Source organism: Octadecabacter arcticus 238 (genome assembly GCF_000155735.2).
Classification (GTDB): Bacteria; Pseudomonadota; Alphaproteobacteria; order Rhodobacterales; family Rhodobacteraceae; genus Octadecabacter; species Octadecabacter arcticus.
The window spans coordinates 4839921-4852253 of the sequence record NC_020908.1 but is presented as its reverse complement, the minus strand read 5'-3'; the positions used below and the strand labels follow the sequence as shown (position 1 = coordinate 4852253).

At 52.3% G+C, this 12333-nt stretch carries 11 protein-coding genes and 3 pseudogenes; 6 read left to right on the top strand and 8 right to left on the bottom strand.

Translation table 11 applies throughout. From position 1 onward, the window contains the following. The first annotated feature begins 42 nt into the window (after positions 1-42). Positions 43-1041 carry a putative sugar O-methyltransferase gene (locus OA238_RS25045; RefSeq protein WP_245581393.1) on the top strand — a complete coding sequence of 333 codons (999 nt, stop codon included), beginning with the start codon at positions 43-45 and terminating at the stop codon, positions 1039-1041. On the opposite strand, the gene pseI is transcribed toward OA238_RS25045, so the two are convergent. The 7 genes and pseudogenes from pseI to tnpA all read right to left on the bottom strand — a co-directional run bounded on the left by pseI (position 1038) and on the right by tnpA (position 7310). Continuing rightward, the gene (gene pseI, locus OA238_RS25040) at positions 1038-2093 is read right to left on the bottom strand and encodes a pseudaminic acid synthase (protein WP_015497346.1); all 1056 of its coding nucleotides are present in this window, start codon (positions 2091-2093) and stop codon (positions 1038-1040) included. The two genes, OA238_RS25045 and pseI, sit on opposite strands and share 4 nt — an antisense overlap. 17 nt (positions 2094-2110) lie before the next feature. Next, on the bottom strand, positions 2111-3601 hold the full coding sequence (gene pseG / locus OA238_RS29410) for a UDP-2,4-diacetamido-2,4,6-trideoxy-beta-L-altropyranose hydrolase (protein WP_051076593.1): 1491 nt from the start codon (positions 3599-3601) through the stop codon (positions 2111-2113). Next, entirely contained in the window at positions 3598-4281 is a 684-nt protein-coding gene (pseF, locus tag OA238_RS25025; RefSeq protein ID WP_015497344.1) for a pseudaminic acid cytidylyltransferase, read from the bottom strand. Before pseF ends, pseG begins: the two co-directional genes overlap by 4 nt. A gap of 90 nt (positions 4282-4371) precedes the next feature. Further along, positions 4372-5352: an IS30 family transposase gene (locus tag OA238_RS25020; RefSeq protein ID WP_015497343.1), complete on the bottom strand. Its 981-nt coding sequence runs from the start codon at positions 5350-5352 to the stop codon at positions 4372-4374. 93 nt (positions 5353-5445) lie between these two features. Next, positions 5446-5898, bottom strand: coding sequence for a transposase (locus OA238_RS29405; protein ID WP_187293113.1), 453 nt, complete (start codon positions 5896-5898; stop codon positions 5446-5448). 410 nt (positions 5899-6308) lie between these two features. Further along, a pseudogene (locus OA238_RS25010) lies at positions 6309-6683 on the bottom strand (IS1380 family transposase); the annotation flags it as partial. Positions 6684-6890: 207 nt separating this feature from the next. Further along, the gene (tnpA, locus tag OA238_RS25005) at positions 6891-7310 is read right to left on the bottom strand and encodes an IS200/IS605 family transposase (RefSeq protein ID WP_015494130.1); all 420 of its coding nucleotides are present in this window, start codon (positions 7308-7310) and stop codon (positions 6891-6893) included. 211 nt (positions 7311-7521) lie between these two features. On the opposite strand from tnpA, the gene OA238_RS25000 reads away from it, so the two are divergent. The 5 genes and pseudogenes from OA238_RS25000 to OA238_RS30915 form a co-directional block, all read left to right on the top strand. Further along, complete coding sequence (locus OA238_RS25000) at positions 7522-7773, top strand: hypothetical protein (protein ID WP_044037594.1); 252 nt, start codon at positions 7522-7524, stop codon at positions 7771-7773. 77 nt (positions 7774-7850) lie between these two features. Next, complete coding sequence (locus tag OA238_RS24995; protein ID WP_015497340.1) at positions 7851-9098, top strand: IS256-like element ISOan6 family transposase; 1248 nt, start codon at positions 7851-7853, stop codon at positions 9096-9098. Continuing rightward, positions 9095-9289 (top strand): hypothetical protein, encoded by a 195-nt coding sequence (locus OA238_RS33145; RefSeq protein WP_044037592.1) that lies wholly within the window; start codon positions 9095-9097, stop codon positions 9287-9289. Before OA238_RS24995 ends, OA238_RS33145 begins: the two co-directional genes overlap by 4 nt. A 32-nt stretch (positions 9290-9321) precedes the next feature. Then, positions 9322-10038 carry an AAA family ATPase gene (locus OA238_RS24985; protein ID WP_015497339.1) on the top strand — a complete coding sequence of 239 codons (717 nt, stop codon included), beginning with the start codon at positions 9322-9324 and terminating at the stop codon, positions 10036-10038. 921 nt (positions 10039-10959) lie between these two features. Next, a pseudogene (locus tag OA238_RS30915) lies at positions 10960-11274 on the top strand (replication initiator protein A); the annotation flags it as partial. Positions 11275-11342: 68 nt separating this feature from the next. Here OA238_RS30915 and OA238_RS24980 read toward each other — a convergent pair. Then, a pseudogene (locus OA238_RS24980) lies at positions 11343-12324 on the bottom strand (IS5 family transposase). Between the last annotated feature and the right edge of the window lie 9 nt (positions 12325-12333).

Below are 12333 nucleotides of genomic sequence, written 5' to 3'. Positions count from 1 at the left end.
ATGACAGACTTTGACGTAAATCTCGCAAATATGCTTGAGGGCATGGAAACAGCCGATAGTGCCTTTAAGCCCACGAATTTTTGGTCAAGTGGCCTGCCGTCCATTATGAAAGACATTGAAGCACTTGGCGTCGAAACGTTCCGAGATCACCCTTCTGCCGCCTTTTTCTATGTACCTGTTTATGCATCCAACACGCTACGGCGCTATGGCCGGTTTGTTCTACCAATTGCAAACAAATTGCCTGCGCGCAAGAAAGCCAAGTTTATGCGCAGGTTGACGCGGTTGGATCGCGCGTTGGCCGATTACCGGTTGATGCTTGCCACATCTTTGCAGGGTGGACTGCCGATTGAGGATGTTTCTGAAAGCGACGTAGGCAGCGGTGAGCGGTTTGAATTTGATGGGCGTTCTTTCAGCCGTTCGATGTTGAATTACATGCGTGCTCTGAACCTTTATAAACGTCATGCTGACAGCTCCAAGGTCGCGAGCATTCTTGAGATCGGCGGGGGGTATGGCACGCTTGGTGAAATCTTGCTAAAGGCGGTTGCGGGTGGAATTTATGTCAACGTGGATATCCCGCCAGTCGCGGCGATCTCGACCTACTATTTGCAACAAGTGTTTGGTGTGGACAATGTTCTTACCTACACCGATGCCGAAGAGCTGGACGAGATAGATTTGGACGCGCTAAAGTCGCGTTACCGCGCCATCGTGTTGTGCCCATGGCAGCTTCCCAGGGTGAAGGGGCAGGTCGATTTGTTCGCGAACTTCATGTCCTTCCAAGAAATGGAACCTGACGTTGTGCGCAACTATATAAAAATGGTTCAACCACTAGTGAAATACCACGTTCTAGTTCGCAATAGCGCCGTTGGTAAAAAGGTGGCTGCAAAAAAGGGCGACATTGGCGTAATGGAACAGGTGAAATCAGACTTTATCCAACAACAGTTTGATGCCTTTGACACCGTCGCTGCAGATGCGTTTGTCTATGGCGAAGAAAACGAAACAGGCACCTATAGATCAGAGGTCTGTTTGCTAAAGCGCCGTTAACGATCAGCTATCAGGCCCCATGCCAGCGGGGTCCCGCGTGCGATATCATCTGCGGCAGTCGTCCCGATAATGTCGGGCAGGTGCTTTGGCACAAGGCCAAGCCCCGGGCGAATGGATCGGACATTCGTTTCATTGAACACTTCGCCTGCTTTGACATCTTGTGTGACATAAAGCGACCTGCGAAATTGTGCATTGGCCCCGCCGATACCTTTGCGGTCATACAGCGGTTCACCCAAAGCGGAATGCGCCATGCGGCAATCGGCGACAAGTTGTTTGAACTCGTCCGGTTCGAGCGAGAACTCTGCATCCGGCCCACCATCCGCCCGCGCCAGAGTCATGTGCTTTTCAATGATACATGCACCCAACGCGATAGACGCAACAGCAACCGCACTACCTAAAGAATGATCCGACAGGCCAACCGGTACACCATAGGTGGCTGCCAATGTCTTGATGGTTTGAAGACGCATTGTCTCGGGTGCGGCTGGATAGGCGGAAATGCAATGCAGCAGGGCAAAGCCATCTGCACCGCCCTCGCGGGCCGCGCGGCAAGCATCATCGATCTCGCCGTAACTGGCGATGCCCGTGGACATGATCAGCGGTTTGCCGGTGCGGGCCGCCTTGGTGATTAACGGGGTGTCAACCAGTTCGAACGAAGCGATTTTGTAGGCCGGCGCGTCCAGCGTTTCGAGGAAATCGACCGCAGTGTGATCAAATGGCGATGAAAACACATGCAAGCCATGACCACGCGCGCGCGCAAACAACTCTTCATGCCAGTCCCAAGGCGTCGATGCCTCAGCGTACAGATCATGCAACGTGCGCCCTGCCCAAAGCCCATCTTCAATGCGGAATTCCGGGCGATCACTGACGATTGTAATTGTATCGGCGGTATAAGTCTGCAGCTTGACAGCATCTGCGCCAGTTTGGGCGGCAGCGTCCACCAATGCCAAGGCACGGCCTAGTTCACCGTTATGGTTCCCCGACAGTTCTGCAATGATGTAGGGCGACTGGTCGGTTGCAATAACCCTGTCGCCAATTCGAAACTGCTGTGACATACGAGTCTCCATTCTGGTCAATTATTGTCTGGCCTATCAAGCACATATAAAAGCTGGCCTTTGTCTGCATTGTCGATCTGCCTGAACCCTAACTTGAGGTGTAGCGCCTGCGAAGCCGCGTTGCCCGTCAAAACTACGGCTTTTATGCGTTCACAAGCCGTATCGCGCCAGATTTCTTGCAGAAACCACGCAAGCATGCGCCCACCTGCGCCTTTATGTGTTTCACGAGCTCCAAGATAGAAATTCCAAAGCCACACGCCGCTGCCATGATCTACGGCAGACACAAACCCTATGGGTAGCCCTTCTTCATAAATGCGCCACAGACCATCTGTCCGGTTTAGCACCTGATTCATCCACACGAGGTGGCTGTCGAAACTGAAGTGGGTTTGGGTCAGGCTGGCGTTTTGAACATGCGGTGATGATCGCCAATCGAATATGTGGCGCGTATCGTCTCGCGTAAGCGGGCGCAGGTTCGCCTCAAGACAATCAAGCACACGTTCAGTTCCTTTGCCATCACAAAGCTGTGCTGCCGCACGCGCCATGTCTTCGGTTTGGTCAATTGCAGCGTCAACGGCGGCTTTCAACCGCTGCACACTGCGCGCATCGTCCAAGGGCAGGCAAATTGCAGCACCCCTTTCATCAATTGCCTGACAGAGTGGCATTTGATTAGCAGCCACACCAACCACAACAGTCGGAAGCCCAAGGCAGCATCTTTCCCAAGTCGACATGCCCGCAGCTCCGATACATAGGTCAGCCACAGCCAACCGTTCCGGCATGTCAGGCGTGTCAAGGGTCAGATACCAACCAGTGCGCCCCGCAACCCGTTGCTCAACAGCGGCACGCGATTGACTTGCATGCCCCATGACGACCTCAACCTCGCCGTCCCAATCTTCCAATGCATCAAGCGCGAGAAGCGCGAGACCTGCCGCGTCCATCAAACCGGGGGTGACGATGATACGCCGGACAGGCCCGTTCATGCGTGCAAGTGCGGCTTCCCGTGTTTGTGCAAACTCTGGACGCAAAAGTGCAAAAGATGGACCTATCATTGCCGGACTGCCAGCATATGTGCGACTGCCGTTCAACCGTGTTTGATCCAGGACTAGGTCTGCACCCAATGCGCGATCATCCAGATCATCAATTGCGAGTGTTTTGACTGCGGTGTGTTTCTGAATCGCGCCAACCCAACGCGCATCCAAGCCGTAATGGTCCCAAATCAACCAATCTGCTCGGCATCCCAGCACGATTTCAGCAGTGCGAGCGGCATCAATGTCCCATGGTAGCCGCAGCCACGCCACATGTGTTGGTGACGTTTCAGGGACAAAATCTTGCGGCATAATTTCAACGACCTCAAACGATTTACGGGTCAGATAGGACGTCATCGCATCCTTCATACAAACAAAAACGACATCGTGACCACGTCCGCGTGCACCCTCCGCTAACGTAAGACAGCGCACGATATGTCCTCCACCGATTAGGGCGCCGCCGTCAACGCGGATAACTATCCTCATGGTGTATACATTAACAACTTGAACAATTTTTCAGCGCTATGCCAGTCAGCAGGCGTGTCTATATCTACTGCACGATCAAGCGGCAGTTCGACTCCGTCAGCCCCATCCCAGACATGCGATTCCGCATCCAACCACGTTTTCGCCGTAGCCCAATAAAACTGCCCTGCGTCAAAAAATGCAGGCGCGAGGTCTTGTGACCGCTTACTCATCATTGCAAGTGCACGCGGTACCAGGGACTGACCGACGCGTTTATAGGCCCTGTCAATCGGCGTTGGGTATTGCCCGACGGTTAACACCCATTTTGCACCAGCCAGTAGTTTTTTGTGCCCCAAGCAAAGGTCGGCTTGGTCCAAAAAAAAGGCTGTGGGGTAGATGCAGCACACTGAAGTATCAGGCTGCAAGTCCATCCGTGCAACGGTGTCACGAATGACATCCGTGGAGCTGGTAAAATCATCAGAAAGCTCTGGCGTGCGCATTAAAACGGTCGCGCCAATATTTTGTGCAATCTGGGCAATCTCAGGGTCGTCGGTGCTGACAATAATCTGGTCAAACAGTCCACTCTCTTGAGCCACAGAGATCGGCCAACTAAGCGCTGGCTTACCACAAAACGGCTTAATATTCTTTCTTGGAATGCGCTTGGAGCCGCCCCTAGCAGGAATGATTGCAACTGATTTTTCCAAAGATGCGTCCCAAGACTTAATGTTGCTTTGCCAATATCGTATAAGTTACATGCTCGCACCGAATTTTGAAAGCCCGCGCAAGGCTTGGATTCAAACATCAAGTGCAACGGTTGATTTGAAGGCCGCGATTTCGTCGGCCATGGCTTCAGCGGGTGTTCTCCAACCGAGAGTTTTTCTCGGACGGTTGTTCATCAGGTTTGCAACGTCGTTCAGCCATGTTTGGCTTGCACCGTTCAGGTCAGTTCCTTTGGGCATGTACTGACGCAGCAGTCCGTTGGTGTTCTCGTTGCTGCCACGCTGCCAAGGCGCATGCGGATCGCAGAACCAGATATCGATCTTCAACCGTCTGGCGAGTTCGGGGTGGCAGGCCATTTCGGAGCCGCGGTCGTAGGTCATGCTCTTGCGCAAAGCAGCGGGTAGTCGTCTCATCTGGCGGGTGAAGCTGTCGAGCGCGGCCTCGGCCCCATTGCCGTCCATTTTGCAAAGAATGACAAAGCGTGTCTTGCGCTCGACCAAGGTCCCCACTGACGAGCGATTGAATGCGCCCTTGATGAGGTCGCCCTCCCAATGGCCTGGTACCAGTCGCGCTTCGATCTCTTCAGGGCGATTGATAATGCGCAATGATTCCGGGACCATAGCACTGCCCGCCGCTGTCCTGCGCTTGAGCCCACGCTTAGGCTTCGCTTGACGCAACGCCTCGATCATCGCCGCCTTCAGCCCACCACGTGGCTGCGCGTAAATCGCGGCATAGATGGTCTCATGGCTCACATGGGCGGATGGATCATCAGGCTTCATGAGACGCAGTCTCTGCGCAATCTGCTCAGGCGACCAGTGCAGATGTACGAGCTTGCCATGAACAAAACGATAAAGATCGCTCCCCTCCACAAGCTTGCGCTCGCGGCGGCAGCGCGCACGCCGGGCATCATAGGCCTGCCGCGCCGCTTGCGGGCAATAGCTGCCGTCTTCCTGCCGACCTCGCGCCAGCTCACGGCAGATCGTGCTCGCCGGGCGATGCAAAAGCTGGCCGATCAACCGCTGACTGCTGCCCCTATTATGCTCGGCTAATATCACGCCACGGTCCTCGCTGCTGAGGTGCTTGCTTCATATGTCCATCACAACATCCTATGCCCAAAGGGCTCTGAGTGTTGCATTTGAAACTTGAGCCTAAGAGGTATCAAAGCTAGAGATGCGCGTCTTATCCCCGAGTATCCGAGCCACGGCGATCTTGGCATTGTCGTAGAAAATGGATTGCGGAATGCCGCCAAAGAAAGCAAAGGCGGACACATGGCCATCGCAAAACGCCTCGATTGTCTCAGCTGGATATCCCTTCACAAACACCTCTTTGGTGCGCCGCTTTTGCTCCCGAACGTAGTAAGTCACCGTAGTCAGGCTGCCAGCGTACCAATGTTCGTCACGCAGGCGTTCAAAAATGCGCTTCGCTGTATACCGCTGCTTTTTGATCAGGGCCTTATCTGTGCGCAGAATCTCATTAATAACACCGACATAATCATCAAGCGTTGGGCGACGTGGCGCTTCTGAACGGCGGTAACCAGGTGGCAGTGCATGACGCAGCATCTTCGCGATCGTCTTACGGTCCTTGTTAAAATACCGAGCCACTTCTCAGGCTGACATGCCGTCCTTCAAACATGCGCGGTGCACACGATTATAAATATCCACAGAATACATCTCCCGCCCTCCGAATAAACGAAAGACACAAACTGGCGGAATTTTACTCCACTACAACTGCGCTATGCCGCAGCCGTTTCTGTGGCTCATTATTGCTGTACTTTTTACGCTCAAAAGCCGGGGGATGAATGCCCCCAAACTGGCTGTCGGGGACGGCGCAATGGTGATGACGCTGTACAGTTCATGACGACAGAGCGCAGACTTATGTGAGCAACATAAGAAGCGAAATCATGTCTGCACTATCCAACGGGCTGTTTGTCCCGCAAGATCAATAATCTAAAAAGGATATCGCCCCATGTCGGGTCTATCAGCATAAAGGTACGTAATGCGACATAGGATTATGTCTCGGTCTCGAACCGTCTCATCTGCGAGGCCGATGCTGCCTGCACCTCGACTGCACGGCCACCGACAACCTGGCGCATGACCGGATCAAGGGCCAGTCGGTCTGCGTCGTTGACGTCCTCGTAGCCCGCAAGCAGACCATAGACCGATTGTCGAAAAATCCCCCCGAGCCGGTGAACGGTTTTCTTGCCCCGGCGGTTGTTATTGAGCGCACCCGACGCAAGATTAGACAATCCGAGCACGTCATCCAACTCGCGCATCACCAGCAAACCGCCATCGGAACTGAGCTGCGTGCCACGAAATTTCAGCCGCACCCGGCGGTCAAAACCAAGCCGCCCATCACCCGTTTTGCCTGCACCCTCTGGGTGATCCATAATCCGCAACCTCCGGCTCAATTAACATGCTGAAATAAAACACATTACTGGCAATCAGAGGCGCGAAAACGTCGAGTTACTTGGGGAATGCGGGTTAACATGCTCGGGGAATATGATTTCTCTGAAGAAAAGCTCAAAGATACCCTCGGAATACTGCCCCCGAAAAAGGCAGCATAAAATCAGTGCAAAAATGGGGGATCTGAACGACTACCGGCTGACGCCGGTAGGTTCCCTTTTTGAATGTAATTCAAGATACTGAAGTATGACAGCGTCAGTGACATTGCCGCTGGTTGTTGAGAAAAATCCGCGAGCCCAAAACCGCTGGCCCCAGTACCGTTTGCGCAGTTCGGGAAACTCGCGCTGTATCTTATAAGACGAGCGTCCCTTGATCCGCATCATCACCTTTGACAATGCTATCTGAGGCGGGACCGATATGAACATGTGGACGTGATCGGTCGACAATACGCCCTTCTCAATATGCACGCCAAGTTCTTGGCATGTTTGGATAATGATTTCACGGATACGCTCACGCATCTCACCGCGCATAACTTTGTATCGGTATTTTGTTGTCCAGACGACGTGAAACCGGTGATAAAATTTGGTATGGCTTCCTGTGGAATAGATCATAATCTTCCCTCTCATTTTTAAGACCCTTACCGCTTCGCGGGGTCTTAAAAATGAGAGGGAAGATTATAGTACATTACGCTAAAGCGGACCGGCTGGAAGCCGGTGGCTTTAATCCCGTTTGTGGAAAGTAAAAACAAGAAAAACCCAGTCAATCCAATGTCATAGCGCAAACGCTATGTCGGGTTTCGTACCTTTATGCTAAGGAACCCAAGTGCGCCGCAGTGGAAATGGCGAAGTGCCAAAAGACTTCGCCGAAATCGCACGCAACGCGCTAAAGTCCGTGACGCCCCTTGCGTCTGTAGCAGCCGCGCACATCAAACATGCTGGTGATAATGAAACTGGTGATGAGGAGTTTTGCATCGCTGTTGTGCGTAAAAATTCTGATGGCACGTTTGGCATGGTCGCTACTGTCGATAACGCAGCATTGACCAAGCAGGGAGCTATGACTGAATCTGGTGTTTGAGTGGTTTGAAGGTTGGCGGCGTATCTGGTTGAATTGTTGTTGGAAGACAGCAGCCCAACCAAAGGAGATACACCACCATGGGAACTACTAACATTGTTGATTTTGCGCGTCGAGACGAGATGACGGACGCGTTGACGGAGTTGCTGAAAACGGGAGCACAACAACTGATCGCGACAGCAGTTGAGGCTGAGCTTGTCAGTTATTTGGCGCAATTTACCGGCTTACGCACCGATGCCGGTCACGCGGCAGTCGTGCGTAATGGACATCATCCGGCCCGCCCGTTTCAAACGGGCATTGGCCCTGTGAGCGTGCGCATTCCAAAGGTTCGGTCCAAGGACGGCACACTGGTGACATTCCGGTCTGCCCTGGTGCCGCCCTATGTGCGCCGCACGAAGACGCTGGAAGCGGCCTTGCCATGGCTTTACCTCAAAGGGATCTCCAGCGGCGAGATGGCTCCCGCCCTCAAGGTTCTTCTGGGCCCAGATGCCGTTGGCTTGTCGGCTAATACGGTTTCGCGTTTAAAACGCGATTGGGCCAATGAATACGAGGCTTGGAAAGGCGCTGAGTTAGATGACGAGCCCATCGTCTATATCTGGGCCGACGGCGTTCACAGCGGCCTTCGGGGCGAGGATGACAAGCTCTGTGCCCTTGTTATTATTGGGGTAACTGCCCGTGGCAAGAAGCGATTTCTGGCAATTGAGGATGGGGTGCGCGAGTCCACGCAGAGCTGGCGCGAGGTTCTGCTTAACCTCAAAAGCCGAGGCATGAATGCGCCCAAACTGGCCATCGGGGACGGTGCCATGGGGTTTTGGGCGGCCATGGACGAAGTCTATCCTGAGACCCGCCATCAACGCTATTGGCAACACAAAACGATGAACGTGCTCAATTGTTTACCCAAGCTGTCTCAGCCAAAAGCCAAGGCCGCGCTGCACGACATCTGGCAGGCCGAGACCAAAGTCGATGCAGAAAAGGCGTTCGATCTGTTCATCAAAACCTACGAACCCAAATACCCCAAGGCCACACTATGCCTGCAAAAAGATCGTGAGGAACTCATGGCATTCTTCGACTTTCCGGCGCAGCATTGGCAAAGCATCCGCACTAGCAATCCAATTGAATCGGCCTTCGCGACGATCCGGCATCGTACCAAGCGTTCAAAGGGCTGCCTGTCACGCGATGGCATGCTGCACATGATGTTCAAACTGGGGCAATGTGCTGAGCAAAATTGGAGGAAGCTACGCGGCTTTGACTACCTCGCAAAAGTCATCACAGGCGTCACGTTCAAAGACGGAATCGAAACCACAAACCCCGACCAGATCACCGCATGACCAACAATACTCAAACACCAGATTTGACAATAACTCCCAAGCAGGCACTTGTGCGTGCTGGCAAAGGACTGGCGGCTGAGCACGACGCGGTGAAAGCTGCTGATCAGGCACGCGAGCACGAACAAGCGGCAAGTGATGCGACACGTAAGCTTGTAGCCACTGTCAAAACTCCACAGATGGAGGCTGCGTAATGACGAAGCTTTGACTGCGCGATGAGCACGTAATGATCAATGAATGCATTTTTGCGGATGCCTACGTTGAAGAGGATGTGTGGGACTTTTTAAGTCCTGCATGCACTGACAATCTGTTGCTTTGGGGACTACCCGGCACTGGCAAGAGTGCGGTTGTAAAAGCTATTGCATATGAGCGATACGGAACAACTGACTTACAGGATGAAAATGTGGTTGTGCTCGACTGCAAGGACCAGGAGCAAGCAAAGCAACTAAATAGCAAGTATCTGAGGGGTTGGTACAGTTGGGCGAGACTTAATTCTAATTGTCCAATTTTGATACTCGATGAACTTGATGAGCTTACGGACGCACAACAACGCGCACTTACAGCATTCATTAACTCTAGCAGTTTAGATGATCGGCGCAGCATGGTGCTTGCGACAACCAATGTGGATTTGCGGGATAGTTTGCGGGATAGGACGGCTAGCGCAAAAGCATTTTCTGACGCATTGCTGAGCCGCTTCAACACAAAGCTTCAAATGCAGCAACAACTACCTGCGGACGTGCTGCCACTCGCGCAAAGAAAGCTGCAGGCGGCTAATGTGTTATGTGACAACGCAGGATTGCTTGATGTCTTGGCTAGGCACTGTGACCCCACTTCGAAGACGATTGATCTCCGAACGGTTCAAACGGTCGTCAATAAGTTGATACGGCGGTCCACTACAACGGCTAAAAAGCCGCCCTCCAAGCCAAGCCTGCAGCTCATCTAAATAAGCCCAAAAACCCAGGCTTTTGTGCGGGTGAAAAAGCAAAACGTGTTGCCTTGGACTTGGTGGACTGCAAGCCGCTCGCGCATCCAGCTTTGCTGCAATATCTCCCAAAGCTGGGTATCGACCATGACATTGCGCACCAATACCCCTCTCAGATCGATTTTGAGGCCCCTCAGAGCGCTTGGGGCTACTTTGCCCCTGGGGTCACCCTGCGGGAGAGGGTTTGAGGCACGTAATGCGCTGTTTTGGGGGCTGTTGCGGATCAGTGCAGAATAGCACGTTAGCAAAAATAACTCACTGATAAGTAATGGCTTTTTTGGTCAGCTTAATTCAGAAATTTTGCTATTTTGTGAGGTGATTAAGTAATTGCTTTTAAACAGATAAAAACTCCTTAGAGGGGTATTATGCACTGATCTGGAACAGATCCCATGCTGTCCGTGCTATTTGGGAACGGGAACAAAAGGCAGATCGCCTCAATTTGCGTCTGCTGTGGTTTGGTCGAGGTGTTGTCGTCTTTGTTTTGGCGATGATGGTACTGCTGCCTTGCTTCACAGTAGATTTCCTGTCCGGCTGCGCTGTCCTTGGCGGTGTTTGGACTACGATAACAACGGGTTTTGAGGTTTGTGTGCAGAATCGGAATGATGCTTTGTTTTTTAGGGTCTGTTTATGTGCAGCTGTTTGTGTATCCATTTCTAGTCATCTTCTTGTGTTAAATATGATTTAATATTTGGGTTACGCACTTTTTTAGGGCGCTATTTGTTATATTAAACAATGCACTAGTATATTGATGGGTGTGTGTTAACACGTTAAAAGGTGTGTACTAACACGAAAATTAGTGTGTAGTAGCACGTTTCTGCTTCCCGGTGTGTAGTAGCACGAAAGAACTTGACTCGGTGTATAATAACACGAATTTTTGGGTGTATGGTGGGTAATAACACGAAAGCACGGTCTCCTCTTCTTCCTGACCGAATGCAGCAAGGCGACTTCTTCGTCTGCGATATATTTGATGCTGCGCCCAAGGGCGACATGGCTTCAATGGAGCATCCAGTGTTTTCTATCTCAACAAAACCGGACAAAAATATCCGTAGATATGAGAATGGGAACATTTTTGTCGAAGTTGTTCCTTCAGTTAAGGGGCTAGCAACAGTCTACGACCGTGACATCCTGATCTTCTGCATTTCTCAAGTGATTGCGGCTTTGAATGATGGTCGGGAGGTCAACCAAACGATACGTTTCAAGGCGTTTGACCGGCGTTGTTGCAGGGAGGCATCTGTAGTCGCAAGTGCCCTTTCCCATGATTTAGGTCATGCAACAGCCTCGTACTTGGCACGACCAAGCCCGTTCATTTTGTTGAGAATGTTTGTCCCAATCCTGACTTCAGTTTTTTGGTTCGGAAAGTTCCGAGCTTTCAGTTTGGGGCCGATGACCATCTTCCAGCGGCCTATTTGTGCTTCGCCTCGGCTCCGGTGATTGTAGCCGCTGCTAACTTGCCATGCCAGGCGCCCTTTGTCTCGAACCTCCGCGATGTGTTTATCTCGGGGCGTTGGATTACGGGCAGCATCGAGGCTGAGAACGGCCGTGATCGGAGGCGGGATTACAATCTCTATAGCTTCACCAAAACGGTCCAAAAGCAGATCGCTGGTAGCGATCGCCATCATAGGCGCCATCCGCCAAAAAGCGGCTAACAGGAGCCTCAATCTGGTCTAGAAGTTCGGGCAAAGCAGTTGGATCGCCCACGTCGTCTTTTGTCAAATCGGAGCAAACGATATCTCCAGTTGTGAGATCCAGTCCAAGGTGGAGCTTGCGCCACGACTTACGTTTGGCCTTTGTTTTATGCTTGTTCTGCAACCATTCGCCTTCACCAAATATCTTCAGACCCGTACTATCCACAACTAATTCGATTGGGCCAGCCCTTTGGGCTTTAGATTTTTCTGGCATGCTGAGCCCCGCACCTCTCCGCGAGAGGGTCGAGAAATCCGGAACGGGAACATCCAGCCCCATAAGCCGCGCCAAACTGCCGACCAATCCTTGCGTCTGCCGCAAAGGTTGTTTGAAAACCATACCCAGCGTCAGGCATACTGATATGGCCATATCAGAATATGTGGGTTGGCCGCCTGGCGTCTGACGTTTATCGGCAAGCCACTTATCTGCAACCTCAGGGCTCAACCAAATTGTCACATCACCACGCTGACGCAGGCCTTCATTGTACACTCGCCAGTTGGTGACCTTCTGTCGCTTCTTTTCAAACTTGTGGCGGCGAGAAGCGTTGAATTTGTGCGGCATCATTAATATCCA

Coding starts and splice junctions, on each gene's coding strand:
- OA238_RS25045 (WP_245581393.1), top strand. CDS start 43: ATGGAAACAGCCGATAGTGCCTTTAAGCCCACGAATTTTTGGTCAAGT.
- pseI (WP_015497346.1), bottom strand. CDS start 2,093: ATGTCACAGCAGTTTCGAATTGGCGACAGGGTTATTGCAACCGACCAG.
- pseG (WP_051076593.1), bottom strand. CDS start 3,601: ATGAGGATAGTTATCCGCGTTGACGGCGGCGCCCTAATCGGTGGAGGA.
- tnpA (WP_015494130.1), bottom strand. CDS start 7,310: ATGATCTATTCCACAGGAAGCCATACCAAATTTTATCACCGGTTTCAC.
- OA238_RS24995 (WP_015497340.1), top strand. CDS start 7,851: ATGGGAACTACTAACATTGTTGATTTTGCGCGTCGAGACGAGATGACG.
- OA238_RS33145 (WP_044037592.1), top strand. CDS start 9,095: ATGACCAACAATACTCAAACACCAGATTTGACAATAACTCCCAAGCAG.
- OA238_RS24985 (WP_015497339.1), top strand. CDS start 9,322: ATGATCAATGAATGCATTTTTGCGGATGCCTACGTTGAAGAGGATGTG.